This is a genomic window from Allobosea sp. NPDC003192, from assembly GCF_050275675.1.
GTDB lineage: Bacteria > Pseudomonadota > Alphaproteobacteria > Rhizobiales > Beijerinckiaceae > Allobosea.
Genome location: NZ_JBNNPK010000020.1, coordinates 94,340 through 118,395 on the forward strand (window position 1 = coordinate 94,340; position 24,056 = coordinate 118,395).

30 protein-coding genes are annotated in these 24,056 nt (G+C 67.1%); 23 read left to right on the plus strand and 7 right to left on the minus strand.

Annotated features, from left to right (window positions below):
- Positions 1–49: 49 nt before the first annotated feature.
- The 5 genes from ACQKLX_RS23530 to ACQKLX_RS23550 are packed head-to-tail and all read left to right on the plus strand — an operon-like array spanning position 50 to position 4,461.
- Entirely contained in the window at positions 50–1,012 is a 963-nt protein-coding gene (locus tag ACQKLX_RS23530; protein WP_427364030.1) for a substrate-binding domain-containing protein, read from the plus strand.
- Positions 1,012–1,803: a deaminated glutathione amidase gene (locus ACQKLX_RS23535; RefSeq protein ID WP_427363982.1), complete on the plus strand. Its 792-nt coding sequence runs from the start codon at positions 1,012–1,014 to the stop codon at positions 1,801–1,803. The genes ACQKLX_RS23530 and ACQKLX_RS23535 overlap by 1 nt, the downstream gene beginning before the upstream one ends.
- Before the next feature lie 53 nt (positions 1,804–1,856).
- Complete coding sequence (locus ACQKLX_RS23540) at positions 1,857–2,747, plus strand: ABC transporter substrate-binding protein (RefSeq protein ID WP_427364031.1); 891 nt, start codon at positions 1,857–1,859, stop codon at positions 2,745–2,747.
- An 11-nt stretch (positions 2,748–2,758) separates the two neighbouring features.
- Positions 2,759–3,670: an amino acid ABC transporter permease gene (locus ACQKLX_RS23545; RefSeq protein ID WP_427363983.1), complete on the plus strand. Its 912-nt coding sequence runs from the start codon at positions 2,759–2,761 to the stop codon at positions 3,668–3,670.
- On the plus strand, positions 3,667–4,461 hold the full coding sequence (locus ACQKLX_RS23550) for an amino acid ABC transporter ATP-binding protein (RefSeq protein ID WP_427363984.1): 795 nt from the start codon (positions 3,667–3,669) through the stop codon (positions 4,459–4,461). The genes ACQKLX_RS23545 and ACQKLX_RS23550 overlap by 4 nt, the downstream gene beginning before the upstream one ends.
- 24 nt (positions 4,462–4,485) lie before the next feature.
- Here the strand turns inward: ACQKLX_RS23550 and ACQKLX_RS23555 are convergent, their stop codons facing one another.
- Entirely contained in the window at positions 4,486–4,875 is a 390-nt protein-coding gene (locus ACQKLX_RS23555) for an iron chaperone (RefSeq protein WP_427363985.1), read from the minus strand.
- 34 nt (positions 4,876–4,909) lie between these two features.
- Positions 4,910–5,503 (minus strand): TetR/AcrR family transcriptional regulator, encoded by a 594-nt coding sequence (locus tag ACQKLX_RS23560; RefSeq protein ID WP_427363986.1) that lies wholly within the window; start codon positions 5,501–5,503, stop codon positions 4,910–4,912.
- Positions 5,504–5,685: 182 nt separating this feature from the next.
- On the opposite strand from ACQKLX_RS23560, the gene ACQKLX_RS23565 reads away from it, so the two are divergent.
- Positions 5,686–6,075 (plus strand): DoxX family protein, encoded by a 390-nt coding sequence (locus tag ACQKLX_RS23565; protein ID WP_427363987.1) that lies wholly within the window; start codon positions 5,686–5,688, stop codon positions 6,073–6,075.
- Positions 6,076–6,106: 31 nt separating this feature from the next.
- Here the strand turns inward: ACQKLX_RS23565 and ACQKLX_RS23570 are convergent, their stop codons facing one another.
- Positions 6,107–6,571 (minus strand): MarR family winged helix-turn-helix transcriptional regulator, encoded by a 465-nt coding sequence (locus ACQKLX_RS23570; RefSeq protein ID WP_427363988.1) that lies wholly within the window; start codon positions 6,569–6,571, stop codon positions 6,107–6,109.
- A 48-nt stretch (positions 6,572–6,619) separates the two neighbouring features.
- Between ACQKLX_RS23570 and ACQKLX_RS23575 the strand changes: the two genes are divergently transcribed.
- The 13 genes from ACQKLX_RS23575 (at position 6,620) to ACQKLX_RS23635 (ending at position 18,574) form a co-directional block, all read left to right on the plus strand.
- A complete protein-coding gene (locus ACQKLX_RS23575) occupies positions 6,620–7,075 on the plus strand; it encodes a hypothetical protein (protein ID WP_427363989.1) in 456 nt (151 codons plus the stop codon).
- A 141-nt stretch (positions 7,076–7,216) separates the two neighbouring features.
- A complete protein-coding gene (locus ACQKLX_RS23580; RefSeq protein ID WP_427363990.1) occupies positions 7,217–7,714 on the plus strand; it encodes a tripartite tricarboxylate transporter TctB family protein in 498 nt (165 codons plus the stop codon).
- Positions 7,711–9,213: a tripartite tricarboxylate transporter permease gene (locus ACQKLX_RS23585; protein WP_427363991.1), complete on the plus strand. Its 1,503-nt coding sequence runs from the start codon at positions 7,711–7,713 to the stop codon at positions 9,211–9,213. Before ACQKLX_RS23580 ends, ACQKLX_RS23585 begins: the two co-directional genes overlap by 4 nt.
- A 26-nt stretch (positions 9,214–9,239) precedes the next feature.
- Positions 9,240–10,223 carry a Bug family tripartite tricarboxylate transporter substrate binding protein gene (locus ACQKLX_RS23590; protein WP_427363992.1) on the plus strand — a complete coding sequence of 328 codons (984 nt, stop codon included), beginning with the start codon at positions 9,240–9,242 and terminating at the stop codon, positions 10,221–10,223.
- Positions 10,224–10,270: 47 nt separating this feature from the next.
- Entirely contained in the window at positions 10,271–11,254 is a 984-nt protein-coding gene (locus tag ACQKLX_RS23595; protein WP_427363994.1) for a Bug family tripartite tricarboxylate transporter substrate binding protein, read from the plus strand.
- 85 nt (positions 11,255–11,339) lie between these two features.
- Positions 11,340–12,338: a tRNA dihydrouridine(20/20a) synthase DusA gene (gene dusA, locus ACQKLX_RS23600; protein WP_427363995.1), complete on the plus strand. Its 999-nt coding sequence runs from the start codon at positions 11,340–11,342 to the stop codon at positions 12,336–12,338.
- Between the two features lie 6 nt (positions 12,339–12,344).
- On the plus strand, positions 12,345–12,797 hold the full coding sequence (locus tag ACQKLX_RS23605) for a PaaI family thioesterase (RefSeq protein WP_427363996.1): 453 nt from the start codon (positions 12,345–12,347) through the stop codon (positions 12,795–12,797).
- Positions 12,798–13,021: 224 nt separating this feature from the next.
- Entirely contained in the window at positions 13,022–14,872 is a 1,851-nt protein-coding gene (locus ACQKLX_RS23610) for a coiled-coil domain-containing protein (RefSeq protein ID WP_427363997.1), read from the plus strand.
- 39 nt (positions 14,873–14,911) lie between these two features.
- Positions 14,912–15,946 carry a TAXI family TRAP transporter solute-binding subunit gene (locus ACQKLX_RS23615; RefSeq protein ID WP_427363998.1) on the plus strand — a complete coding sequence of 345 codons (1,035 nt, stop codon included), beginning with the start codon at positions 14,912–14,914 and terminating at the stop codon, positions 15,944–15,946.
- Positions 15,943–16,572 (plus strand): acyl-CoA synthetase family protein, encoded by a 630-nt coding sequence (locus ACQKLX_RS23620; RefSeq protein WP_427363999.1) that lies wholly within the window; start codon positions 15,943–15,945, stop codon positions 16,570–16,572. The genes ACQKLX_RS23615 and ACQKLX_RS23620 overlap by 4 nt, the downstream gene beginning before the upstream one ends.
- Positions 16,573–16,596: 24 nt before the next feature.
- Positions 16,597–17,097: a DsrE family protein gene (locus ACQKLX_RS23625; protein WP_427364000.1), complete on the plus strand. Its 501-nt coding sequence runs from the start codon at positions 16,597–16,599 to the stop codon at positions 17,095–17,097.
- 164 nt (positions 17,098–17,261) lie between these two features.
- Positions 17,262–18,095, plus strand: coding sequence for a sulfite exporter TauE/SafE family protein (locus ACQKLX_RS23630; protein WP_427364032.1), 834 nt, complete (start codon positions 17,262–17,264; stop codon positions 18,093–18,095).
- Positions 18,096–18,106: 11 nt separating this feature from the next.
- On the plus strand, positions 18,107–18,574 hold the full coding sequence (locus tag ACQKLX_RS23635; protein ID WP_427364001.1) for a GNAT family N-acetyltransferase: 468 nt from the start codon (positions 18,107–18,109) through the stop codon (positions 18,572–18,574).
- Here ACQKLX_RS23635 and ACQKLX_RS23640 read toward each other — a convergent pair.
- Positions 18,531–18,731: a DUF1289 domain-containing protein gene (locus tag ACQKLX_RS23640; RefSeq protein ID WP_427364002.1), complete on the minus strand. Its 201-nt coding sequence runs from the start codon at positions 18,729–18,731 to the stop codon at positions 18,531–18,533. The genes ACQKLX_RS23635 and ACQKLX_RS23640 overlap by 44 nt on opposite strands.
- Complete coding sequence (locus ACQKLX_RS23645) at positions 18,728–19,576, minus strand: adenosylcobinamide-GDP ribazoletransferase (protein ID WP_427364003.1); 849 nt, start codon at positions 19,574–19,576, stop codon at positions 18,728–18,730. The genes ACQKLX_RS23640 and ACQKLX_RS23645 overlap by 4 nt, the downstream gene beginning before the upstream one ends.
- A 115-nt stretch (positions 19,577–19,691) precedes the next feature.
- On the opposite strand from ACQKLX_RS23645, the gene cobT reads away from it, so the two are divergent.
- Both cobT and ACQKLX_RS23655 read left to right on the plus strand, forming a co-directional pair.
- Positions 19,692–20,714 (plus strand): nicotinate-nucleotide--dimethylbenzimidazole phosphoribosyltransferase, encoded by a 1,023-nt coding sequence (gene cobT / locus ACQKLX_RS23650; protein WP_427364033.1) that lies wholly within the window; start codon positions 19,692–19,694, stop codon positions 20,712–20,714.
- A 45-nt stretch (positions 20,715–20,759) separates the two neighbouring features.
- Positions 20,760–21,200: a hypothetical protein gene (locus tag ACQKLX_RS23655; protein WP_427364004.1), complete on the plus strand. Its 441-nt coding sequence runs from the start codon at positions 20,760–20,762 to the stop codon at positions 21,198–21,200.
- Between the two features lie 98 nt (positions 21,201–21,298).
- On the opposite strand, the gene ACQKLX_RS23660 is transcribed toward ACQKLX_RS23655, so the two are convergent.
- On the minus strand, positions 21,299–22,003 hold the full coding sequence (locus ACQKLX_RS23660) for a glutathione S-transferase family protein (protein WP_427364005.1): 705 nt from the start codon (positions 22,001–22,003) through the stop codon (positions 21,299–21,301).
- Between the two features lie 109 nt (positions 22,004–22,112).
- On the opposite strand from ACQKLX_RS23660, the gene ACQKLX_RS23665 reads away from it, so the two are divergent.
- Both ACQKLX_RS23665 and ACQKLX_RS23670 read left to right on the plus strand, forming a co-directional pair.
- Positions 22,113–22,460: a winged helix-turn-helix transcriptional regulator gene (locus ACQKLX_RS23665; protein WP_427364006.1), complete on the plus strand. Its 348-nt coding sequence runs from the start codon at positions 22,113–22,115 to the stop codon at positions 22,458–22,460.
- 52 nt (positions 22,461–22,512) lie between these two features.
- Complete coding sequence (locus ACQKLX_RS23670) at positions 22,513–22,977, plus strand: GNAT family N-acetyltransferase (protein WP_427364007.1); 465 nt, start codon at positions 22,513–22,515, stop codon at positions 22,975–22,977.
- 63 nt (positions 22,978–23,040) lie between these two features.
- On the opposite strand, the gene ACQKLX_RS23675 is transcribed toward ACQKLX_RS23670, so the two are convergent.
- A complete protein-coding gene (locus tag ACQKLX_RS23675; RefSeq protein WP_427364008.1) occupies positions 23,041–24,015 on the minus strand; it encodes a Bug family tripartite tricarboxylate transporter substrate binding protein in 975 nt (324 codons plus the stop codon).
- Positions 24,016–24,056 lie beyond the last annotated feature (41 nt).

Sequence of the window (24,056 nt, forward strand, 5' to 3'; positions counted from 1 at the left end):
TTTCGGTCGTCCAAGGTTTTCTGTGCAGTGAGGCGATGGCTTGAAACCTGTGATCCGGCTGGCCCTGCGCGACTGGGACTTCATCACGCCGCTGCTCCTCGGCGACCTCGTTCCCGACCGTTTCGAGCTGAAGATCGAGCGCCTCGCCGCGCTGCCCGACGACTTCGCCAGCGATCCACGCTTCGACGCCAGCGAGATCTCGTTCAGCCGCTACACCACCGGCCGCGCCCGCGGCGAGACCGGCGTCGTCGGCATTCCGAACTTCATCATGCGCGGCTTCCGCCATCGCTGCGTCGTCACCGCCGCCGACAGCAAGCTGACCCGCTTCGACGAATTGCACGGCAAGCGCATCGGCATCGCCGGCTGGCAGGATTCCGGCAACACCTGGACGCGCGCGGCGATGGCCGAGGGCGGGCTCGAGATCGACGATGCCTTCTGGGCCGTCAGCCGCCTCGCCGCCGATCACCCGATCACCGACCGCGTCGGGCGCTATGCCCGTCCGGGCTGGATCGAGGCGCTGCCCGGCCAGCCGCCGCTGCTCGACCTGCTCGCCACCGGCGAGATCGACGCCGTGCTGATGCCGTTCATGCCGCAGGGCTTCTTCTCGAAGGGCTCGCGCTTCCGGGCGCTACTGCCGGATGTCCGCGCCGCCGAGCGTGATTACTTCGCCAAGGTCGGCTACGTGCCCGGCATGCACATCATCGGCCTCAAGCCGGAACTCGCCGCCCGCGAGCCCTGGCTGGCGCAGGCGCTGAGCGATCTGCTCGATGAAAGCCAGCGCATCTGGCTGGAGAAGCGCCGCCGCTATGCCGACACCACGCCCTGGCTGATCGACGAGCTGGTGCGCAGCGGGCATGATCTGCCCGAGAACTGGAACGAGAGCGGGCTTGCCGCGAACCGGGCGATGATCGCCGCGTTCATCGAGCAGCTGCGCATCCAGAACCTCGCCGAGACCGATCTGACGCCGGAGACCCTGTTCCCGGCCGCCTCCGCGCTTGAAGGAGTCCACTGATGAAAGCCGCGCTCGGACAATTCGCCGTCAGCCGCGAATGGCAGGAGAACCTTTCCACCTCCGTCCGCCTGATGGGCGAGGCGAAGGCCGCCGGCGCCGATCTCCTGTTGCTGCCGGAGGGCATCCTGGCCCGCGACATCACCGATCCCGACATCGTGCTGAAGACGGCACAGCCGCTCGACGGCCCGTTCATGCAGGGCGTGCTAGAGGCGAGCAAGGGCTCGGTGCTGACGACCCTGTTCTGCATCCATGTCCCGAACGGCAAGGGCCGCGTCTTCAACGTCCATGTCGCGGTCCGCGACGGCGCCATCGTCGCCGCCTATCGCAAGCTCCATCTCTACGACGCCTTCTCGGCGCTGGAATCGACCAATGTCGAGCCCGGCAGCGAAGTGCCGCCGCTGCTCGAGATCGCCGGCCTGAAATGCGGGCTGATGACCTGCTATGACGTGCGCTTCCCAGAGCTCGCCCGGCGCCTGGCGCTCAACGGCGCCGATGTCCTGCTGCTGCCGGCCGCCTGGGTCCGCGGCCTCGGCAAGGAGGCGCATTGGGATGTGCTGGTCACCGCCCGCGCGCTCGAGAACACCTGCTATGTCGTCGCCACCGGCGAATGCGGCCCGCGCAATATCGGCGCCAGCATGGTGGTCGACCCGCTCGGCGTCGCCATCGCCCGCGCCGGCGAGGCTCCTGCGCTGATCTATGCCGAGATCGACCCGGCCCGTATCGCCGCGGCGCGCGCCGCGCTGCCGGTCCTCGTCAACCGCCGCTTCGCCGGTCCCGAGCTCGCCGCCTAAGAGCGGGCCGCCGATCCACTGAAAACGATAAAAAAGGGAACGTCGCCATGACCATGATCGTGAAACTCGCCGGAGCCGCCGCGCTGGCTGTTGCGCTCCTGCAGGCTCCGGCCTTCGCTCAGGACGCGACTATTAAGATCCCCGAGCAGAAGGTCGACGAGGCCCTGCGCGCCAAATTGCCGGAAGCGATCCGCACGGCCGGCAAGATGATCTCGGTCAACAACGGCTCCTTCCCGCCCTATGAGATCGTCACCGACGCCAAGACCATGACCGGCGCCAGCGCCGAGCTCTCCGACGCGATTGGCCAACTCCTTGGCGTCAAGATCGAGCATGCGACGGTGAGCGGGCTCGCCGCGGCGCTGAGCGGCATCGCCGCTGGTCGCTACCAGTTCGCCATGGGGCCGATCGGCGATTTCAAGTCACGCCAGGAAGCCAACGACTTCGTCGACTATGTCCGCGAGTTCGTGATCTTCGCGGTGCAGAAGGGCAATCCGAAGGCGATCGCCAGCCTCGACGACACCTGCGGCAAGAAGATCGCGGTGATGTCGGCCGGCTCGGCCGAGAAGGTGATCAAGGCGCAGGCCGAGAAATGTGCGGCCGAGGGCAAGCCCACGCTGGAGGTGATGTCCTTCACCGACCAGCCGACCTCGATCCTCTCGGTCCGTTCCAAACGCTCCGACGGCTTCTTCTCCTCACAGGCGCCGCTGACCTATTTCGTCCAGCAGGCCAAGGGCGATCTCGAACTCGCTGCGGTCGGCAAGGCCAACGGCTTCCAGGACCTGTTCCAGGGCGCGGTGGTGCCGAAGGGCTCGCCGCTGGGCGAGGTGTTGCTGGCCTCGATCAAGGCGCTCAAGGCGAACGGCACCTATGAGGCGATCTTCAGGAAATGGGGCCTCGAGAACAACATGATCGGCGAGCCCGGCATCAACCTCTCGAAGAACTGAGCGAGCGGGCCATGAGCAGCGCGGCTAAGCCGATGAACGACCGGCAGGCGACGTTGCGCGACGTCGCCAACGCCCATCGCCCGGTCGAATGGGGGCGCTGGCTGCTCTGGGCCTTCGTGCTCGCGGTCGCCGCCAATTTCGCCTGGATCGTCGCCTGGAATCCGAATTTCGGCTGGCCGGTCGTGGCGCAATGGTTCACGGCGGAATCGATCCTGCGCGGGCTCTACGTCACGCTCGGCCTCACCGTCGTCGCGATGGTGATCGGCGTCATCATCGGCCTCCTGTTGGCGATCGCCAGGCTCTCCGACGACCGGCTGTTCAGCGGCCTCGCCGGGCTCTTCATCTGGTTCTTCCGCGGCACGCCGCTGCTGGTCCAGCTGATCTTCTGGTACAACCTCTCGACGCTCTTCCCCGAGATCTCGATCGCGATCCCGTTCGGGCCGACGCTGGTCAGCTGGCACACCAACGACCTGATCACGCCGATGACGGCGGCGATCGCCGGCCTCTCGCTCAACGAAGCCGCCTATATGGCCGAGATCATCCGCGGCGGCCTGCTCTCGGTCGACAAGGGCCAGACCGAGGCGAGCGACGCCTTCGGCATGACGCGGGCGAGGGCGCTGTGGCGGGTGATCATCCCGCAGGCGATGCGTTCGATCGTGCCGCCGACCGGCAACCAGCTGATCAGCATGATCAAGGCGACCTCGCTGGTCAGCGTCATCGCCATGGCCGATCTGCTTTACTCGGTGCAGGCGGTCTACAACCGCACCTTCGAAGTCGTCCCGATGCTGATGGTCGCGGTGATCTGGTATCTCGTCATCACCACGATCCTGAACATCGGCCAGGGCTTCATCGAGCGCTATTATGCCCGCGGCGAGCGCGGCGCGACGGAACGAGCGCCCGTCATTGCGGAGGCGACGCCATGAGCCGGATCGCGACCGATGCTGCGCCGCTGGTCAGCGCCCGCAACGTCCACAAATCCTTCGGCCACAACGAGGTGCTGAAGGGCATCGACCTCGACGTCATGCCTGGCGAGGTCGTCGTCGTGCTTGGCCCGTCGGGCTCGGGCAAGTCGACCTTCCTGCGCTGCATCAACCATCTGGAAGCGATCGATCGCGGCTCGATCATGGTCGCCGGCGAGCAGATCGGCTACCGCCTCAACGGCGAGCGGCTGACCAAGCTCTCGCCGCGGGCCATCGCGGCGCAGCGCCGCCAGATCGGCATGGTCTTCCAGCAGTTCAACCTCTTCCCGCATATGACCGCGCTGGAGAACATCATCGAGGCGCCGGTCGGCGTCCATGGCCATAGCCGGAAGGAAGCGACCGACTATGCCATGGAGCTGCTCGGCCGCATCGGGTTGACCGAGAAGGCCAATGCCTATCCGCGCCAGCTCTCCGGCGGCCAGCAGCAGCGCGTCGCCATCGCCCGGGCGCTGGCGATCCGGCCGAAGCTGATGCTGTTCGACGAGCCGACCTCGGCGCTCGATCCGGAGCTCGTCGGCGAGGTGCTTTCGACGATGCGCGATCTCGCCGGCCAGGGGCTGACCATGATCGTCGTCACCCATGAGATCGGCTTCGCCCGCGAGGCGGCCGATCGCGTCGTCTTCATGGATGGCGGCCTCGTCGTCGAGCAGGGGAGGCCGGAAGAAGTGCTGGCCAATCCGAGCCATCCGCGCACCCGCCTCTTCCTCAGCCGCTTCATCCGCGAAGCGGCCTGACAAGGTCGGCGCTCGCCGCCTAAACTACGCCTTTCCGCACTTCTTGCCGGCCTGGGCGAGATTGTGGCTGGCGTGGAGCGCCGCCATTTTCTCGATGAGCCCGATCGGCACCGGCTCCTTCTTCGGCAGCTTCAGCGCCGACTTCGTTTTCGCGTAGCGTGCGAGCTCGTCCTTGAACGTCTCGAAGGACGGGATCGGCGGCGGGCAGGACAGCGAGTAGTGGTCCTTGTGGGCCGAGACATAGAAGATCCAGCCGCCATTGTGGCGAAAGGCGGGGATCTGGTAGCTGATGACGCCTTCGGCCTCCGGGACGGCTCTTCTGATCGCGTCGCATATGGCCTGCACGCCGGTCCTGTTCTCGTCGCCGAGGCTGGCGAGGTAATCGTCGATCGTCTTGAAGTCGGTCAGGGCCATCGGGGCCTCCTCGGTTGGATGTTCGGCTCGCAGCTCACCTCGGCCAGCACGCCATGGCGGTCGTAGCGATGCGGTCGAGTTCGGCGCGGCTGGCGCCGTCGCGCGCCGTGATCGACATGCCCTGCAGGATGGTGGTGTAGAACGCAGCCAACTGCCGGGCATCGGCGCCGGCGGGCACATCGCCCTCGGCCTGGCCGCGCGTGATCCTGTCGCGCAACTCGTCCTCGCCGACACGTCGGCGTTCGGCGAGCAGGTCGCGAATGCGCCCGCTCTCTGGCGTTCCTACCAAGAGCGACAGCACGATCATGCAGCCGCGCGGGCGCCCGTCCTGAACATAGACCCGCGCATTGTAGCGAAGCGTCGCCTCGATCGCCTCGCGCGCAGTCGGCGCCTCGTTCAACGCCCGCGTGATCTGCTCGGCCTCCATCCCCTCGTAGAGGGCGAGCGCCTCGGCGAACAGCTCCTCCTTGTTGCCGAAGGCCCCGTAGAGACTGGGACGGTTGATCCCCATCGCTTCCGTCAGGTCGGCCAGCGTCGTGCCCTCATAGCCGCGCTCCCAGAACACTGCCATGGCTGCCGTCAGAGCCCTCTGGCGGTCGAAGGCGCGCGGTCGTCCCATCGGTGCCATGCGATCCTCTTTTGTACCGATCGATAAATAACAGCTTGACGTCAGGCTGCAAGCGATGATTTGTACTGATCAGTAAGAAACGCTTTTTGGTGAGCACGCCGCTGCGAGATCGTTCCTGCCGAAAGGCGGGCAGCAATGTGGTTGGCTGACGCCTGGAACAGCTCGGATCAAGGGAGACGCAGATGAACACCAATGCCACGCTTTGGACCGGCCGCGTCCTGACTGGCTTCTTCGCCCTCTTCATGCTCGGCGCATCGATCTCGCCCAAATTGCTGCGCCTGCCGGTCGCCGAGGAGACGATGGCGCAGCTCGGCTGGCCGGCCGGCTATGCCTTCATGATCGGCCTGATCGAACTGGCCTGCCTCATGCTCTACCTCGTCCCGCGCACGGCCTTGCTGGGGGCGGTCCTGATGATGGGGCTGCTGGGCGGGGCGATGGCGACGCAGATCCGCGCCGGGAGCCCGCTCTTCAGCCATGTGCTGTTCAGCCTCTATCTCGGGCTGTTCATGTGGGGCGGCTTGTGGCTCCGCAACGGACGGCTCAGGGCCCTGTTCCCGATCGTTCGGGCATAGCCGAGACCGGGGCAGGCTGGCAGCGCGCCGTTCAGCCGCCCTCCAGTTCGCTGGCGCGCTCCAGCGCGATCGCGGTGCCCTTCTCGACGAAGCCCGCGATCAGTTCCAGCTCCTCGGCGCTGTATTGCTGCATCAGGGCGGCCGAGCGCTCTGCCATCGGCGCGAAGAGCTCCTGCAGCGGCCTGATCGCTTCCGGCACGATCCGGACGATGACCTTGCGGCGGTCCTGCGGGTCCGCTGCCCGCTCGACATAACCCTTCCTGGCGAGGCGATCGATCAGTCCGGTCACCGCGCCGCTGGTCAGCTTAGTGTGCTCCATGATCTGCCCGGCGGTCACGGGGCCGGCCAGCAGGATCATGTCCAGGCATTCGAGATCGACCGAGGCGAGGCCGGCCCGCCTAGCGACGGCCTGGCTGTGCAGCGCGCTGGCGGCGCCCATGCGGCGCAGGATCGTCGTCAGGCGCGAGATCGCCTCGTCTTGACTTGAAGATGCCATCTGCTTCATATCTTAGTTGATAAGATAATTAGTAAATGAGATAAAATCATGGATGCGATCGTCCTGTCTACGGCGTTGACGGCGCTTCTGGCCAATATCGGGCTGGGCGGCGGAATCTTCGAGCATGGCGTTATCGATCGTGCCTGGCCCCGCAAGCCGGAGATCGTCCAGCCCCGGAAGGGCGGGATCAGCCGCGTCCGGTTCTGGATTCCCGCTCATTCCGCCTTCGAACTCGTCCTGCTCGTCACGCTCTATCTCGGCTGGGATCATGACGGGGTCCGCCCGGCCTTGCTTGTGGCTCTGGCCGCGCATCTGGCGATGCGGCTCTGGTCGGCTTTCGACATGATCCCGAAGGCGCTCGCCTTCGAGAAGGCGGAGACGGTCGACGAAGGCGCCGCCCGCGCCTGGACGAAGCGCAGCCTGATGCGCTTCCCGCTGGCGCTGCTGACCAGCATCGCCGCGCTGGCCGCATTCGCGGCGGCTTCCGGCGTAAATCCGGGCTGAGCTTACAAGCCATGGACATGTCACCGCAGGCAGGCGCGGCAGATTGACAATGTTTTGCATATAAGACAGATATTCGCATATAAATGAAAGGAAGGCGCCAATGAGCGTCTCGGCGGATCGCCGCATCTGAGGGGAGGGGCGATGAGCCCGCTGAACGACAGCGATGCAGGAGCGGCCTCGTCCCCGGCCGAGCCGGCGCCTGCATCTGGCGCGAACGACATCCTGCTCGGCCTCCTCTTCGCTGCGATTGGGGCACTCGCCCTCTATGTCGGCCGCAACTACGTGTTCGGCACCACACAGCGCATGGGGCCGGGCTTCCTGCCGCGCATCGTCTCCGGCGCCCTCGTCCTCATCGGCATTGCGCTGATGCTCCGCGGCATGCTCACCCGCGGCTGGGCGCCTCCGGCGATCGCCTGGCGGCCGATCCTCCTGATCTGTCTCGCGGTAATCGTGTTCTCGTCGACCATCGACCGGCTCGGCCTCTTCGTCGCCAGCTTGCTGACCGTCGGCATCGGCGCCTGCGCGGGGCAGGAGATCCGCTGGAAGGAACTGCCGCTCATCGCGCTTGGGCTCGCGGCCTTCTGCACTGTCCTGTTCGGCTATGTGCTGAAGATCTCGATGCCGGTGTGGCCGCAATGAGCGACATCGCCCAATCGCTGGCGCTGGGCTTTAGCGTCGCCGCCTCGCTGAGCAATCTCTGGTACTGTTTCCTCGGCGCGCTGATCGGCACGCTGATCGGCGTCCTGCCCGGCATCGGCCCGATCGCGACCATGGCGATGCTGCTGCCGCTGACCTATTACCTGCAGCCGACCGAAGCGCTGATCATGCTCGCCGGTATCTATTACGGCGCGCAATATGGCGGCTCGACCACGGCGGTGCTGATGCGCCTGCCGGGCGAGTCCTCTTCCGTCGTCACCTGCCTCGACGGCTATGCCATGGCGCGCAAGGGCCGCGCCGGCACCGCGCTCGCGACGGCGGCGCTGGCCTCCTTCTTCGCCGGTACCGTCGTCACGCTGCTGATCGCGGTCGCCAGTCCCGCCCTGACCGAGCTCGCGCAGAAATTCGGCCCGGCCGAGTACTTCTCGCTGATGGCGCTCGGCCTCGTCGCCGCCGTCGTCTTCGCGCAGGGCTCGCCCTTGCGCGCGGTCGGGGCGATCTTCCTCGGCCTGCTGCTCGGCCTGATTGGCGCCGACGTCAACACCGGCTTCGACCGCTTCACCTTCGACCGGCCGGAATTGCGCGACGGCATCGGCGTCGTCGTCGTCTCGATGGGCCTGTTCGGCATCGCCGAGATCATGCTCAACCTCTCCAGCGGGCCGGAAGGGCAGGGCGAGCGCACCAGGCTGTCGCGGCTCTGGCTGACGAAGGACGATTTCCGCGCCGCCTGGCCGGCGACCTTGCGCGGCACCGGGATCGGCGCGCTGCTCGGCATCCTGCCCGGCGGCGGCGCCATGCTCGGCTCCTTCGCCTCCTATGCCGTCGAGAAGCGGATTTCGGATACGCCCGAGCGCTTCGGCGAAGGCGCGATCGAGGGCGTCGCCGGGCCGGAGGCGGCCAACAATGCCGGCGCGCAATCCTCCTTCATTCCGATGCTGGCCCTCGGCATCCCCGGCAATTCGGTGATGGCGATGATGGCTGGTGCCATGCTGATCCACGGCATCGCGCCGAGTCCCAATCTCGCCTCGACACAGCCGCAGCTGTTCTGGGGCCTGATCGTCTCCATGTGGTTCGGCAACCTGATGCTGCTCGTCATCAACCTGCCGCTGATCGGGCTCTGGGTGAAGCTGCTTGCCGCGCCCTATCGCATGCTGTTCCCGGCGATCCTGCTGTTCTGCTGCATCGGCATCTACACGGTGAACAACAGCGCCTTCGAGGTCGGCCTCGTCGCCTTGTTCGGCCTGCTCGGCGTCGTGCTGGCCAAGCTCGAATGCCCGCTGGCGCCCTTGGTGCTCGCTTTCATCCTTGGGCCGATGATGGAGGAGAACCTGCGCCGCGCCATGCTGCTCTCGCGCGGCGATCCCTCGATCTTCCTGTCGCGGCCGATCAGCCTGGGATTGCTGATCGCCTGCGCGCTGGTGATCGCCTTGCTGCTCATGCCGAATTTCCGCCGGGCCCGCGAGGCAGCGACGGAAGCCTGAGTTTTATTGGGAAAGGGGAGGACGAGATGATGAAACCCAGCAGGCGCCACGCTCTCGGCCTCATCGCCGCCGCCTCCCTCATGGCCTTGCCTCAAGTCGCGACGGCCCAGGCCTATCCGACCAAACCGGTGAAGATCATCGTGCCCTTCGCCGCCGGCGGGCGGGCCGATGCGCTGGCACGGATGCTGGCGCAGGGCCTGCAGGAGCAGATGGGCCAGCCCTTCGTCGTCGAGAACCGCGGCGGCGCCAGCGGCAGCCTCGGCTCCGACCTCGTCGCGAAGGCGCCGCCGGACGGCTACGCGCTGCTGCTCGCCTCGACCGGCACGCAGGCCATCCTGCCGAAGATCAGCGCCAAGCTGCCTTATGACGCCGATCGCGATTTCACGCCGATCGCATTGATGGTCGAGAGCTACAGCTTCATCGGCGTGCATCCCGGCGTGAAGGCGGCGAACCTCAAGGAGTTCGTCGATCTCTCCCGCGCCAAGCCGGGCGAATTCAACTATGCCAGCTCGGGCGTCGGCACCTACAATCACTTCGCCGGCGAGTTCTTCAACATCGCCGCGGGCTCCAAGATCACCCATATCGCCTATCGCGGCAGCGGCCCATCGGTGAACGACCTCGTCGCTGGCCATGTCCAGATGATGATCGGCGGCGAGTTCATCGAGGTCGCGCAGGCCGGCAAGGTCCGCATCCTCGCGACGACCAATCCGCAGCGCTGGCCCGGCCTGCCGGACATCCCGACCATGAAGGAGGCCGGCCTTGCCGAATTCTCGGCGCCGCCGCTCTGGTTCGGCCTGCTCGGGCCGGGCGGCATGCCGCGCGAGCTGGTCGAGAAGCTCAACCAGGCCGCCAACAAGGCGATGAGCGATCCGAAGACAGTCGAGCGCGTCAAGGCGGCGGCGAGCATCGTGCGCACCGAGAGCGCCGAGGCCTTCGCCAGCCTGATCAAGGCCGAGCAGAAAGCCTTCGGCGACGTCGCCAGGCAGACCAACATGAAGTTCGAGGAGTAACCGGGCGGACGATCCGGAACACTCGGCGAGAAAAGGGGAGGGAAGCGATGCTCAAGGGAAAACTGACGCGCCGCATGGCGCTGCTGCTCGCCGCCGCGGGAACGCTCGGTGCAGGCGCCGTCGAGGCCGTGGCACAGGCCTATCCGACAAAGCCGGTCAAGATCATCGTGCCGTTCGCGCCGGGCGGGCGGGTCGAGGGCATCGCTCGCCTGCTCGCCAACAGCATGAGCATCGATCTCGGCCAGCCCTTCGTCGTCGAGAGCCGCGCCGGCGCCGGCGGTGCGATCGGCTCCGATTTCGTCGCCAAGGCGGCGCCGGACGGCTACACGCTGCTGCTCGTCTCGGCCGGCACCCACGCCATCCTGCCGAATGTCGACAAGAAGCTGCCCTATGACTCGGTGAAGGATTTCACCCCGATCGCCAATCTGGTCGAAGGCTTCACCTTCCTCGGCGCGCACCCATCTGTCGAGGCGAAGACGGTTGCCGAGCTCGTCGCGCTGGCGAAGGTCAAGCCCGGCACGATCGGCTTTGCGACCTCCGGCGTCGGCACCTATGGCCATTTCGCCGGCGAGCTGCTCAAGATCTCCTCCGGCGCCGATCTGATGCATGTGCCCTATCGCGGCAGCGGCCCGGCGCTGAACGACATCGCCGCCGGCCATGTCCCGCTGATGATGGCGGGCGAGCTGGTCGAGCTCGCCAAGGCCGGCAAGGTCCGCATCCTGGCGACGACCAATGAGCGACGCTGGTTCGAACTGCCCGACGTCCCGACGATGAAAGAAAGCGGCTTCCCGCAATTCACGGCGCATTCCTGGATCGGGCTCGCCGGGCCCGCCGGCATGAGCCCGGAGATCGTCGCGAAGCTCAACGCTGCCGCGGGCAAGGCGCTGGCCGATCCCAAGGCGCAGGACCAGCTCAAGGCGCTCGGCGTCCTGCCGAGCTTCTCGAGCCCGGCCGAGTTCGCGACGCGCATCGCCGCCGACCGCGCCATCTATGCCGAGATCGTCGCGAAGGCGAACCTCACATTCCAGTAGGGGGGCGGCGCCCTATATTGTGGGCAGGAAATCTGCTAGGGCGCTGCGCTCGCCGGCGGGTTTCCGGCAACGCCAGACCATAGAGATGATCGCAGCAGACCACCGCTTCTCTGTCGCGCCGATGATGGATTGGACTGACCGCTATTGCCGGATCGTCCATCGCCTGATGTCGCGCCGCGCCCGGCTCTATACCGAGATGGTGACGGCGCAGGCGGTGGTGCGTGGCGACCGGCAGCGGCTGATCGGCTTCGACGAGGTCGAGCGCCCGGTTGTGCTCCAACTCGGCGGCAACGATCCGGCGCTGCTGGCTGAAGCAGCGAAGATCGGCGCCGATTTCGGCTATGACGAGATCAACCTGAACTGCGGCTGCCCCTCCGACCGTGTCCAGGGCGGCGCCTTCGGCGCCTGCCTGATGCGCGAGCCGGCGCTGGTCGGCGATTGCGTCGCGGCGATGAAGGCGGCCGTTTCGATCCCCGTCACGGTGAAGTGCCGCATCGGCGTCGACGATCAGGATCCGGAGGCGGCGCTCGATGCGCTGACGGCGTCCGTGCGTGCGGCCAGCGTCGATGCCCTCGTGGTCCATGCCCGCAAGGCCTGGCTGCAGGGGCTCTCGCCCAAGGAGAACCGCGAGATTCCGCCGCTCGACTATGAGCGAGCCTACCGTCTCAAGGCGGCCAATCCCGACCTGATCGTCTCGCTCAATGGCGGCATCAAGCACTCCGATGAATGGCTGCCGCATCTTGAGCATGTCGATGGCGTCATGCTCGGCCGCGAGGCCTATCAGAATCCCGAAGTACTGCTCGCAGTCGATCCGTTGCTCTTCGGCGAGGCCGCTCCGGTCGTGGACGCGTTCGAGATGCTGGAGGCGCTGGAACCTTATATCGCCGCTCACCTCGAACGGGGCGGGCGGCTGCACGCCTTCACCCGCCATCTCGTCGGCCTCTTCCCCGGCCGGCGCGGCTCGCGCCTGTTCCGCCGCCATCTCGCCGAGCATTGCGTCGCGGCAGGCGCCGGGCTCGCCGAGCTGCGCGCCGCGATCGCGCATGTCGAGCGCGAAGCTCCGCCCGCGATCGCCGCGGAGTGAAGGCCGATGGCTGACCTCACGACCGATCCCACTCTGATCGCCCGTATCGAGGCGAGCTTCGCCAAACAGGCGATGATGACGACGCTGGGTGCCCGGCTTGTGCGTGTCGCTCCCGGCGAGGTCGAGATCGCCATGCCGGCTTCGCCGCATCTCTCCCAGCAGCATGGCTTCGTTCATGCCGGTGCGGTCGCGACCATCGCCGATAGCGCCGCCGGCTATGCCGGCCTCACCACCATGCCGGCCGGCAGCGGCATCCTCACCGCCGAGTTCAAGATCAACCTGCTGGCGCCCGCGACCGGCGACGAGCTGATCGCCAAGGGCAGGGTGGTCAAGGCCGGCCGCACCCTGACGCTCGCCATGGCCGAAGTCTTCGCGGTGACCGACGGCAAGCCCAAGCTCTGCGCCATGCTGATGGCGACCTTGATGGCGATCGTGGCGCGCGAGGGCGTCAGCGACTAGCGAGCTGGCTGCTCTCGGCAGGGTACTCCGTTCGGGCAATCTCCTGCCCCTTTGCCCGTCTTCTGGACCTGTCCGATCTGAGGTCAGCTCGATCGCTGCGAGGGGGTGGTCGACGCTCTCGCAGGCGTTCTCGCACAGGCGCCGCGGCTCGCATCGGCCGGAACGAAGTCGCTCGTGCGCCCGGTTCGCCAGGGCCATGCCGCCGACCAAGAGGCGTCAGCCACATGCGCGACGCGATCGAAAGCGCATCGGGAGATGGAAAGGCCGTCGTCGCAAGGAACGACGCAGGCCTGACCATCGACACTGCTCATTGGACGTTGGCAGCTACGTCGCCCGCCGTGCCGGGGCGCAGCAAGGCCGCTGATAACCGGCAGGACAGGCCGGGAAAATCCGATAGGCCTGACCACGCGCCGCTGCGGCGCCGGTTCATCCCCCTGGCGTGCGGCGTGGCGGCCGCCATCCTGCTTCTCCTCGTCCCGCGGAATGCAAATCGACCGGAAACCGGCCGGTTGCGGGAGCCCGCGCCTGTCGCTTTGCCGGCGGGCGAGGCCTCGGACACCGCTGTCATGGCGCGGGAGCTGGCCGAAGCTCGTGGCGCTATTGCAGCGCTGAAAGCGCAATTGCAGGCCGATGCCGGCAGGAACGAGCAGTCACTGCGGCAGGAGCAGGACAAGGCGGCGGCTCAGGCGCAGGAGGCCGCAGCTGCGCGGCAGGAATTGATCGCAGCGGCAGCGCAGCATCGTCATGCGCTCGATGACGAGCGCGCGCAGCATGCCGCGCTGGCCGATCAGCTAGCGGCCTCGCAGCGCGAACTGCAGCAGCAGGCGGCGCAGCTGCGGAGTGCAAATGACGACATCGAGCAGCTCAAGCAACTCGCGACGGCAACGGGTTCCCAGTCGCTGGAGCAGGAGCGGCAGAAGGCTGCCGCTCTCGCGCAGGAGCTGGCGGCGACGCGTCAGGAGCTCGGCTCGGCGACCGCCCAGTATCGCCAGGTCCTCGACCAGGAACGCGCGCAGCGCACCATGCAGGCGGCCGAGCTGTCGGCTGCACAGCGCGAAGTCGCAGCGCAAGCGGCGCAGTTGCGCAAGGCCGGTGAGGAGGCGGGTCAGCTCAGACAGGCGGAGGCGGCGAAAGCCGGGCAGGTGCTGGAACAGGAGCGGCAGAAGACGGCCGCCCTCGCTCAGGCCGCCGCGGCACGACAATCGCTGACCACGACCGCGGCTCAACATCGCCAAGCCCTCGAAGAGGAGCGTGCCCAGCGCGCCGCTCTGGTGACCGAGCTGGCGACCGCGCGACGCGAGATCGAGGCGCAGGCGGCACAATTGCGCAGGGCCAGCGAGGAGGCGGGCCAACTCCGGCAGGCGGAGGCGGCGCGGACCGCGCAAGGGCTCGACCTCGAGCGGCAGAAGGCGGCAGCCCTCGCACAGGTCGCGGCGCTTCGACAGGAACAGGCTGCCGGCACCGTGCAGTATCGTCAGGCCATCGAGCAGGAACGCGCGCAACGGGCCGCCCTGGCGGGCGAGCTGTCGGCTGCACAGCGCGAAGCCGAGGCCCAGCTGGCACAGCTGCAAACGGCCCGCGGCGAAGCGGAGAAGTTCAAGCAGGCGAGCGAGAGCACGATCTCCGACCTGCGTCAGGCTCTCCAGCAGGAGCACGACCGTGCCGTCACCGCGGCGGAGGAACTGGCGTCGCTACGTGTCGCGCCGGTGCAGCCTGCGGCCGTATCCAGGGAGACACCCAAGCCTCCGCAAGCGATCGTCGCCGGCGCGACGCTGCCGCCGACGTCTGGAGAAGCTCGGAACAGCCCCGAGGCGATGCGGCTGATTGCCCGGGCGAGCGCGTTGCTCGGGCAGGGGGACATCGGCTCCGCCCGGGTCGTGCTCGAGCGCGCCGCCGAAATGGGCAGTGCCCGGGCGAGCTTCATGCTCGCGGAGACCTACGATCCCCGCATCCTGTCGGCCTGGGGGACCTATGGCACGCGCGGCGAGATCGCCAGGGCGCGCGAGCTTTATGCGCGGGCGCAGGTCGGGGGCATCCAGGAGGCGAAGGATCGTGTCGATGCGTTGCCGCGCTAACTCGGCCTCGCTGGCGCGCGCTCTAGGGGAGAGTTCGGGATGAAAATGCCTTCAGGACGATGCCTGCGCCTTCTGGCCGGGTTGGCGGCGCTGGTGCCTATGCTCGCGTCACCCGGCCTGGAGGCCCAGACCCTGCAAGCAAGCTCCGGCCAGCCGCGACGCATGGTCCGGCCGGCCCCGACGGAACAGGACAAGGTCAATGCCTGGACGGTCGGTCTTGCCGCAGGGCTGCTCGAAGGCGCGCCGCTTCGCCTGGGGGCCGAGATGGCCCGCGTCGTCGACGACGGGAATAACCTGCACGTGCTGCCGATCGTCACCCGTGGCGCCACCGAGAATCTGAACTCGCTGCTCTATCTGCGCGGCATCGACACGGCGATCATCAACTCCGATGCGCTGGAGGAGTACAAGGCCCAGCTCCCGCAAATCCGGCGCAAGATCACCTATGTGCTCAATCTCTTCCCCTCGGAGCTGCATGTCTTCGTGCGGCCCGAGATCCAGAGCCTGCAGGACCTCGCCGGCAAGAAGGTGAATTTCAACACGCTCGGCACTGCGGCCGCCTATTCGGGACCGCTGATCTTCAGCCGTCTCGGCATCAATGCCGAAAACACCTTCATCCCGCATCAGCTCGCGCTCGAGCAGATGCGCAAGGGCGAGATGGCCGCCGTCGTCTTCATCACCTCGAAGCCGGTCGACGCTTTCGTCCGCGGGCGCTTCGAGCCCGGCTTCAAGTTCCTGCCGGTCCAGTACGACAGCAAGTTCGAGGACTATTATCTGCCGGCGGTGCTCGAGGCCGGCGAATATCCCGGGCTGATCAAGCAAGGCGAGCGGGTCTCGACCATCGCGGTGCCGACCGCTTTGGTCGCGTTCAACTGGGCTCCCCAGAGCAACCGCTACGAGCGCGTCGCCCGCTTCGTCGACCTCCTGTTCAGCCGTGTCGAGAAGCTGCAGGCGCCCGGCTTCGACCCGAAATGGAAGTCGATCAATCTCGCCGCGACCGTCCCCGGCCTCGACCGCTTCCCGGCAGCCCAGGACTGGCTCGATCGCAAGGCGCAGACGCAACGTGCGAGCCAATGAAGCTGGTCATGCTCTCGGTTGTCTTCGAGATTGCGAGCCGGATCGCCTTCGCGCAGGGCGCCCCCGATCCGATGGCGCAGCTTCGGGCCTGCTCGCTGCTCGACCCGGCGGAGCGGCCTGCCTGCCTGAACAAGCTGCCGCAGCCCGTCACAGTACCTCGTCGCCCGCCCGGCGATGCCGAGGGCTGGATCGTCAGCGAGACCACGTCTCCGGTGGACTATACGCCGATCGTCACCGCCACCACCTTCGCTCAAGGCGATGCCAACGGCGCGCTGAGGCAGCTTTCCATTCACTGCCGGGGCGGCCGGACCGAGCTGGTTCTTGGCGGGCAGGCTACTACGGAGAGCGGCGCTGACTACAGCCTGTCCTATCGCCTCGATGACAGCCAGCCTGTGCAGGTTGCGGCCGGACGGCCGACTTACGGGACGGGCGTCGCCTTCCGCGGCGATGTCGTCGGCCTGCTGTTGTCGTTTCCCAATGAGGGCGGCATCGCAATCCGTCTCGGCACGCGCGCCGGCGCCGTCCATGACGCGCATTTCAGCCTCGTCGGCCTGAAGGCGGCGCGGGACAGGGTCGCCGCAGCCTGCAAATGGCCGCGCACCCTTGCCAGGCCACGTAGCGAATAGTCCTCGAACCATGGGTGGGATGCGATGACGATCAGGTTCAAAGATGCTCTTGGCGCGATCCTGCTGGCCGGGATCGCCTTCGCCGCGCCGCCCGCGATAGCGCAGGCCACGAAGCACAGTGCAGTACAGGCACCGAAGCCGCCCGTGCCCGACAGGAAGGCGCACCGGCTCATCCTGCAGGTGAACACGAACGATCCTGCGATGATGAACCTCGCGCTCAACAACGCGACGAACGTGGCGCAGTACTACCAGGATCTCGGCGAGAAGGTGGAAATCGAGGTCGTCACCTTCGGTCCCGGCCTGCACATGCTGCGCGACGATACCTCGCCGGTGAAGGCGCGGATCGCGACGATCGCCTTGAGCACGCCGACCATCTCCTTCAAGGCCTGCGGCAATACCCAGGGCAATATGAGCAAGGCCGAGAACAAGGAGATCGCCCTGATCCCCGAAGCGGCGGTGGTGAAGTCGGGTGTCGTCCGTGTGATGGAGCTGCAGGAGAAGGGCTGGACCTATGTCAGGCCGTGACCGGCCGCTGTTTCAGGGCGCGTCGGGATTGTTCTGACGCGCAGCCCGCCGCCACCGATCCTATGGTGCAGTCGCCCCGGCGCATGCCTGCCTTGCCGCCTGAACCTTGCCCTTTCCGGCCAAAAGCCTAAGAGCAGCCCGACCTGTCCTGGCTCGGGTGCATGATGATCGCCGGAATTCCCCTGAACGACCTGATCTTCCTCGCGGTGTCGCTGATCGCGGCGGGCGCCGTCACCGGCCTGCTCGCCGGCCTGTTCGGCGTCGGCGGCGGCGCCGTCATCGTGCCGGTGCTCTACGAGGTCTTCCGGGTGATCGGCGTGCCCGAGGAAGTGCGGATGCCGCTCGTCGTCGGCACTTCGCTGGCGGTGATCATCCCGACCTCGATCCGCTCCTATCGCGCGCATCTCGCCAAAGGCCTGGTCGACACCTCGATCATCAAGATCTGGGCCGTGCCGGTCGTGCTCGGCGTACTCGGTGGCAGCTTCATCGCGCGCTATGCGCCGCCGGACGTGTTCAAGGCGGTCTTCGTCGCGGTCGCCTTCGCCAGCGCCATGCGCCTGCTCTTCGCCTCCGATCGCTGGAAGCTGGGCGACGACATGCCCGGCCCCTTCCTGATGCGGATCTACGGCCTGATTATCGGCGTGCTCTCGGCGCTGATGGGCATCGGCGGCGGCCAGCTCTCCAGCCTGTTCATGACCTTCTATGGCCGGCCGATCCACCAGGCGGTCGCGACCTCCTCGGGCCTCGGCGTGCTGATCTCGATCCCCGGCGCGCTCGGCTACATCTATGCCGGCTGGCCGAAGATGGACATCCTGCCGCCGCTCTCGCTCGGCTACGTCTCCTTCATCGGCTTCCTGCTCTTCATCCCGACCTCGATCTGGACGGCGCCGATCGGCGCGCGCCTGGCGCATCGCCTGTCGAAGCGCCGGCTGGAAGTCGCCTTCGGCATCTTCCTGCTGGTGGTCTGCGCCCGCTTCTTCTGGTCGCTGATTTTCTGAAGGCGCGTATCATGCTTCGCGTCCGGCTTTGCGAGGAGGCCGATCATCCCGCGCTCGCCGGCGTGATGGCTGAGATGCAGGCGCATTACCGCGTGCCCTGTCCGCCCGATGCCGAGATTCGCGCCGGATTGGCGAACCGACCGGCCGGGGCCGAATTGCTCGTCGCCGAGCATGACGGCGCGATCGTTGGCTTCGCCGCCTTCTCCGCGATCTATCCGGGGCCGGGCCTCCGGCCCGGCTGCTTCCTCAAGGAGATCTACGTCGCGGAAGCGGCCCGCGGTCTCGGCGCCGGCAAGGCGCTGCTTGCGGAATTGGCGCGCCTCGCCCTGGCACGCGGCTTCGGCCGGATCGACTGGACGGCGGCGCGCGACGATGAGCGCCTGCTGCGCTTCTATGAGAGCCTCGGCGGGAGGCCGCACCCGGAGAAGGTCTTCTTCAGGCTGACCGGCGAGGGGCTTGCCCGTCTCGCGGAGGGCTGAGGCGTTCCTCCAGCGTTGCCATGATGGCGAGGCGTTCGGCCTCGGAGAGCCGTGACCACTGCGCGATCTCCTGCAGGGTCCGGCCGCAGCCCTGGCAGAGCTTGCTCGCCGGATCGATCACGCAGATTTTGATGCAAGGGCTGGAGATCGCGCTCATCGTCCGGCCCAGCCGATGACGATGGCGAGGCCGAGATAGATCGCGATCTCGCCGAGCTGCTGCGCCGCACCGAGGATGTCGCCGGTCTGCCCGCCGATCAGGCGGATGGCCGTGCGCGACAGCCAAAGGGTCGTCAGCGCCGACAACGCTAGGCCGAGCACGATGCCGGCCAAGGGGAGGGTGCCGGCAGCGACCAGGACCAAAGCGAGCCCGCCCGACAGACCATAGGCGACCGGCAGCACCGATCCGTCCGGCTGTCCGACCGAGGCGGAGGCACCGTCGCGCCGGGTCGGTGGGGTCGTGGCGAGGATACGGATGCCCTCGACGCGCGACCAGGGCGCGGCGACGAGCACGGCCGCCGCGGCCGCCCATGCGCCGGCGGCTTGCAGGATCGCCGCGAGCGCGCTCACCCGCAGCAGCAGCGACAGGCCGAGCGCCAGCGCACCGAAGGTGCCGACACGGCTGTCCTTCATGATTTCCAGGCGCCGCTCCGGCGTATGCCCGCCGAACAGCCCGTCGGCACTGTCGGCGAGCCCATCCTCGTGGAAGGCGCCGGTCGTCACGACGAGGGCGGTGACGGCGAGTGCCCCGGTCAGCAGGGCGTTGACGCCCGCAAGGCCGGTCAGCAGCGCAATCAGCGTCGCAGGCGCCGCGATGACCAACGCCGCGAAGGGCAAAGCACGCGGCACCAGCCGGAAATCCGGCAGGGAATGCGGGTTCTCGCCCGGCAGTGCCGGCACCGGCAGGCGCGAATAGAAGCGGATGCAGGTCGCGGTCGCGATCAGCCAGCCCGGCCAGATCGGTATCGTCGCCTGCGTCGCATCATCGCTGTCGGTTTGCGCCACGCCGCCCTCGGATTGTCTTCGTCCGCTCCAGCCTATAGCAGCAGCGGCTGCGCGGCGGCGATCTCGCGCTGCCCGATTCCTCAGGTTTTCAAGATCGGCTCCTCAGATGTCTGCGATGCCCGCCTCCGGCCTGCCTTTCGATGATATCCGCAACCTCATCGCCAATATGCCGGGGCCCGACATGGCGGCCGCCAACATCGTGCGCGCCCGCGACAAGGAACTGACCAAGCCGGCCGGCAGCCTCGGCCGGCTGGAGGAGATCGCCGAATGGCTCGCGGCCTGGCAGGGCAAGGCGCCGCCGCGGGTCGACCGGCCGCTGGTCTGCGTCTTCGCCGGCAATCACGGTGTCGTCGCCCAGGGCGTCTCGGCCTTCCCGCAGAGCGTGACGCGTCAGATGCTGGAGAATTTCGCCGCCGGCGGAGCCGCGATCAACCAGATCTGCGCCGCCTATGATCTCGGCTTCAAGGTCTTCGACCTCGCCCTCGACCTGCCGACCGGCGATTTCACGCGGGAAGATGCGCTCGACGAGCGCGCCTGCGTCGCCACCATGGCCTTCGGCATGGAAGCGCTCGCCGGTGGCGCAGATCTGCTCGCGCTTGGCGAGATGGGCATCGGCAACACCACCTCGGCGGCGGCGATCTTCGCCGCGCTCTATGGCGGCGGGGCCGCTCAGTGGTGCGGCCGCGGCACCGGCGTCGACGATGACGGCCTGAAGCGGAAGATCGCCGCGGTCGAGGCGGGGCTGAAGCTGCACGCCAATCATCTGAGCGATCCGCTCGAAGTGCTGCGGCGCTTCGGCGGCCGCGAAATGGCGGCGATCTGCGGCGCGATCCTCGCCGCCCGCCTGCAGCGTATCCCGGTGATCCTCGACGGCTATGTCGTCACCGCCGCCGCCGCGATCCTGCACGCGCTCGATTCCTCGGCGCTCGACCATTGCATCGCCGGCCATCTCTCGGCCGAAGGCGCGCATGCGCAGGCGCTGGTCAAGCTCGGCAAGCAGCCCTTGCTGGCGCTCGACATGCGCTTGGGCGAGGGGACTGGTGCAGCGCTCGCAGCCGGCCTCGTCAAGGCGGCAGCCGGCGTGCATTCCGGCATGGCGACCTTCGCGCAGGCGGGCGTGTCGGAGCGGCAGGATTGACGCGGTCGGTTGCTTCGGCGGGCGGGCGGTGACAGAAGCTGTTTCATGAGGACTCTTCGCGCCTTGTGCATGCTTGCGCTATGCGGAGGCCGGGTTGATCCCGTGGCGGCCGAGAGCGAGCCGGCCTTCCGTGCGCTGATGAAGCAGAATCCGACGACGGAGCTGGATGTCTGCCGCAATGCAGTCATCGCGGAAGCTGTGAAGAGGTGGCGGGTCGATCATCAGCCCAGCCCCCGGCAGAACTCCGCTTTCGCATCGGTGGACGAGATTCGGCGCGAGGTCGATGGCGGCATGGTCGCCGAGAAGGGGTGCAACACCGCCTATCTCTGGAGCGTCCTGAATTGTGCTTCGGTAGATGTTCCGAACCAGAGTCCTGCGATACGACCGCGCGGTGTTTCCGCGGAGACGCCGGAGAAAATGGCGGATCTTCTCCGCAGATGCCTGATCCGCTCCGACAAGATCCTGGGGCTATCCCCCACGCGCTGATATGGCCACGCCGCCGCTCTTGTGTCGGCGGCGTGGCCATATCGGGTTCTGCTGGCTCGCGATCATCGCGCCCGCAACAACAAGAGAGGTGGGGGCTTTCAGGCGCCGAAGCGCTCGATCACGTCGGCCAGCGGCACATGGCCCTTGAAGGCGCCTTCGCCGGCCGGGGTCTCGCCATTTTCCAGCGCGGTTGCGAAGGCCACAGCAGGATCGCTCTCGACCCGCTTACGCAGCGCCTGCAGCTTCGGCCAGCGCGAGATGTCGGCGACCTTATGGTATTCGAGCCAGCGCGCCACGCCGACGAGTAGCCCGTCGGCGAGGGTATGCTTGTCGCCGGCCAGCCAGCGGCTGCCATCCAGCATCTCTTCCAGCCGGTCATGGCGCTCGATCACCCGTTCGCGCCCGAAACGGCGCAGCGCCGCTTCGAAATCGGGATCGGGCTCAGGCAGCTCAAGCGCGACCCAGAGCGGCGTGAAGGCGCCGGTGAAGCCGGTGTTGAGGAAGCCCATGAGCTGATGCATCCGGTCGGCTTCCGGCGAAAGTGGCTCGAAACTGATCTTCCGCTCCGTGTCGCGGGCTTCGAGATAGGCGGCGATCGCCATGGTCTCGGTCAGCGGGCGGCCCTGATCGGTGATCAGCACCGGGGTTTCGACGCGCTGGTTGATCCGCTTGTAGGGCGGCTCGCGCATTTCGCCGAGCATGTCGACGCGGCTCAGCCTGAAGGGCTGGCCAAGCCATTCCAGCGCCGCCACGAGGCCCATCGAGGTGCCGGACGGGTAGCCATAAACGAGGATCGGTTCCATCTTGCGTTTTCCATGTGGGTTGGGAAACGCTGCGCAGCGGGCTGGAACCTAGTCATCCGGGCCCCCAAGTAAATTACGCACTTTTCTGTAACCAGGCGCGGAACGGATCATGAAGGACGTCGTGTCCGACTGCTCGATCGAAAGCGTCATGCGGGTGCTGAGCGGCCGCTGGCCGACCCTGCTGCTCTACTATCTGAAGGACGGAACCAAGCGCTTCAGCGAGCTCAGGCGCGACAACCCCACCGTCTCGCACCGCATGCTGGCGCTGGAGCTGCGTAAGCTGGAAGCCGCCGGCATCGTCCGGCGCATGGACCATGACGGCTATCCGCGCCGCGTCGACTACGAGCTCACAGCCGCAGGCCTGCGCCTGGTGCCGCTGATCGATGCGCTGGGTGACTGGTGGGAAGAGGTCGAATCCGAGCGCAGCGCGACGGCGGTCCTGCCAAAGGTCGCCTGAGCAACACGCTGGACCCGCTTTCACAAGCCCTGCGAGTAGGCGAGCCGATCGGATGACAGGCGACGTGACTGATATCGCGATCCGGCCCCTCGAAGCTGGCGATCGCTCCGGCTGGGAGAAGCTCTGGATCGGCTACCACGCACATGGCCCGTTCGGTGGTCCACCGCCGCCGGCCGCCGTCACGGATCTGACCTTCGCGCGATTTCTCTCGGACGATCCCATGACGGCTCTGGTTGCCGTTCAGCAAGGCGCTCTCGTCGGGATCATCCACGCGGTTTTCCACCCGGTGACCGCGTCGGACAAGCTGGTCTGTTTCCTCAATGACCTCTTCGTGGCCGAAGCGGCCCGCCGATGCGGGGTTGGCCGACGCTTGATCGAGTCTCTTTACGATCTTGCCCGTGCCGAGGGCGCTCTGCGGGTCTACTGGCACATGCAGGTGGAGAACCGGACGGCGGCGGAGCTCTATGACAAGGTCGCCAGCCGCTCGGGACATACGGTCTTCAAGAGGACATTCTGATCCCGCGCTGATGAAGCGCGGGACCATGGCACTCCGTCCTGGGAGTCTTGCGACGATCGGTTCTCACTTCGGATCGAGCGAAATCTTGGCCGCCGTGGCGACCTCCTTCCAGCGCGCGATATCGGCGCCGAGGAAGCTGCGGAACTCGGCCGGCGTGCTGCAGACCGTCTCGCCGCCGAGCACTGAGAGCTTTTGCTGGACCTGCTGGTCGGCGCAGGCCTTGACCACTTCCGTATGCAGCCTGGCGATGATCTCGGCGGGCACGCCGGCCGGTGCGAGCAGGCCGAACCAGGCTACCGTCTCGTAGCCGGCGAAGCCGCTTTCCTCCACCGTTGGCACGTTTGGAAGCGCCGCGGCGCGCTTGCGGGTGGTGACGGCGAGCGGCGTCACTTGCCCGGACTGAACCAGCCCGATCGCCGGCGGCAGGTTCACTGCCATGAACTCGATCTGGCCGGAGACGATGTCGTTCAGGGCCGGGGCCGAGCCGCGATAGGGCACATGCGTCGCCTCGATGCCGGTCAGCACCTTGAGATATTCCGAGTTCATATGAGCCGAGGAGCCGTTGCCGCCCGAGGCGAAGCTGAGCTTGCCGGGATTGGCCTTGGCATAGGCGACGAGTTCGGCGAGCGACTTCACCGGCAGCTTCTTGCTGGCGAGGAAAATGTTCGGCGCGCGATAGACTAGCGAGACCGGCGCGAAATCGCGCATCGCGTCATAGGGCACGTCCTTGTAGGTCGCCGGGATGATGCCATGCGAGCCGGCATTGGCCATGATCAGGGTGTAGCCGTCCGGAGCCGCCTTGGCCGCTGCCGCCGAGCCGACGACGCCGCCGGCGCCCATCCGGTTCTCGACGATGAAGGGCTGCCCGAGCGCGGCTTGCAGCTTTTCGCCGATCAATCGTGCCGCGATGTCCGACCCGTCGCCGGGCGCGCTCGGCACGATCAGCGTCACCTGCCGCTCCGGCCAGGGGGCGGCCTGCGCCGCCAACAGGCCAAAGCCGAGCAAGGCGCCCATACATGACGCGACGAACTTCCTCATGCCTGCCTCCCGTTCGATGTGATCACAATTATCATTTGAAC

What these genes read in the sequence shown, in the direction of transcription:
- ACQKLX_RS23535 (WP_427363982.1), top strand. Translation starts at nt 1,012, where the DNA reads ATGAAAGCCGCGCTCGGACAATTCGCCGTCAGCCGCGAATGGCAGGAG.
- ACQKLX_RS23540 (WP_427364031.1), top strand. Translation starts at nt 1,857, where the DNA reads ATGATCGTGAAACTCGCCGGAGCCGCCGCGCTGGCTGTTGCGCTCCTG.
- ACQKLX_RS23545 (WP_427363983.1), top strand. Translation starts at nt 2,759, where the DNA reads ATGAGCAGCGCGGCTAAGCCGATGAACGACCGGCAGGCGACGTTGCGC.
- ACQKLX_RS23550 (WP_427363984.1), top strand. Translation starts at nt 3,667, where the DNA reads ATGAGCCGGATCGCGACCGATGCTGCGCCGCTGGTCAGCGCCCGCAAC.
- ACQKLX_RS23555 (WP_427363985.1), bottom strand. Translation starts at nt 4,875, where the DNA reads ATGGCCCTGACCGACTTCAAGACGATCGACGATTACCTCGCCAGCCTC.
- ACQKLX_RS23560 (WP_427363986.1), bottom strand. Translation starts at nt 5,503, where the DNA reads ATGGCACCGATGGGACGACCGCGCGCCTTCGACCGCCAGAGGGCTCTG.
- ACQKLX_RS23565 (WP_427363987.1), top strand. Translation starts at nt 5,686, where the DNA reads ATGAACACCAATGCCACGCTTTGGACCGGCCGCGTCCTGACTGGCTTC.
- ACQKLX_RS23570 (WP_427363988.1), bottom strand. Translation starts at nt 6,571, where the DNA reads ATGGCATCTTCAAGTCAAGACGAGGCGATCTCGCGCCTGACGACGATC.
- ACQKLX_RS23575 (WP_427363989.1), top strand. Translation starts at nt 6,620, where the DNA reads ATGGATGCGATCGTCCTGTCTACGGCGTTGACGGCGCTTCTGGCCAAT.
- ACQKLX_RS23580 (WP_427363990.1), top strand. Translation starts at nt 7,217, where the DNA reads ATGAGCCCGCTGAACGACAGCGATGCAGGAGCGGCCTCGTCCCCGGCC.
- ACQKLX_RS23585 (WP_427363991.1), top strand. Translation starts at nt 7,711, where the DNA reads ATGAGCGACATCGCCCAATCGCTGGCGCTGGGCTTTAGCGTCGCCGCC.
- ACQKLX_RS23590 (WP_427363992.1), top strand. Translation starts at nt 9,240, where the DNA reads ATGATGAAACCCAGCAGGCGCCACGCTCTCGGCCTCATCGCCGCCGCC.
- ACQKLX_RS23595 (WP_427363994.1), top strand. Translation starts at nt 10,271, where the DNA reads ATGCTCAAGGGAAAACTGACGCGCCGCATGGCGCTGCTGCTCGCCGCC.
- dusA (WP_427363995.1), top strand. Translation starts at nt 11,340, where the DNA reads ATGATCGCAGCAGACCACCGCTTCTCTGTCGCGCCGATGATGGATTGG.
- ACQKLX_RS23605 (WP_427363996.1), top strand. Translation starts at nt 12,345, where the DNA reads ATGGCTGACCTCACGACCGATCCCACTCTGATCGCCCGTATCGAGGCG.
- ACQKLX_RS23610 (WP_427363997.1), top strand. Translation starts at nt 13,022, where the DNA reads ATGCGCGACGCGATCGAAAGCGCATCGGGAGATGGAAAGGCCGTCGTC.
- ACQKLX_RS23615 (WP_427363998.1), top strand. Translation starts at nt 14,912, where the DNA reads ATGAAAATGCCTTCAGGACGATGCCTGCGCCTTCTGGCCGGGTTGGCG.
- ACQKLX_RS23620 (WP_427363999.1), top strand. Translation starts at nt 15,943, where the DNA reads ATGAAGCTGGTCATGCTCTCGGTTGTCTTCGAGATTGCGAGCCGGATC.
- ACQKLX_RS23625 (WP_427364000.1), top strand. Translation starts at nt 16,597, where the DNA reads ATGACGATCAGGTTCAAAGATGCTCTTGGCGCGATCCTGCTGGCCGGG.
- ACQKLX_RS23630 (WP_427364032.1), top strand. Translation starts at nt 17,262, where the DNA reads ATGATCGCCGGAATTCCCCTGAACGACCTGATCTTCCTCGCGGTGTCG.
- ACQKLX_RS23635 (WP_427364001.1), top strand. Translation starts at nt 18,107, where the DNA reads ATGCTTCGCGTCCGGCTTTGCGAGGAGGCCGATCATCCCGCGCTCGCC.
- ACQKLX_RS23640 (WP_427364002.1), bottom strand. Translation starts at nt 18,731, where the DNA reads ATGAGCGCGATCTCCAGCCCTTGCATCAAAATCTGCGTGATCGATCCG.
- cobT (WP_427364033.1), top strand. Translation starts at nt 19,692, where the DNA reads ATGCCCGCCTCCGGCCTGCCTTTCGATGATATCCGCAACCTCATCGCC.
- ACQKLX_RS23655 (WP_427364004.1), top strand. Translation starts at nt 20,760, where the DNA reads ATGAGGACTCTTCGCGCCTTGTGCATGCTTGCGCTATGCGGAGGCCGG.
- ACQKLX_RS23660 (WP_427364005.1), bottom strand. Translation starts at nt 22,003, where the DNA reads ATGGAACCGATCCTCGTTTATGGCTACCCGTCCGGCACCTCGATGGGC.
- ACQKLX_RS23665 (WP_427364006.1), top strand. Translation starts at nt 22,113, where the DNA reads ATGAAGGACGTCGTGTCCGACTGCTCGATCGAAAGCGTCATGCGGGTG.
- ACQKLX_RS23670 (WP_427364007.1), top strand. Translation starts at nt 22,513, where the DNA reads ATGACAGGCGACGTGACTGATATCGCGATCCGGCCCCTCGAAGCTGGC.
- ACQKLX_RS23675 (WP_427364008.1), bottom strand. Translation starts at nt 24,015, where the DNA reads ATGAGGAAGTTCGTCGCGTCATGTATGGGCGCCTTGCTCGGCTTTGGC.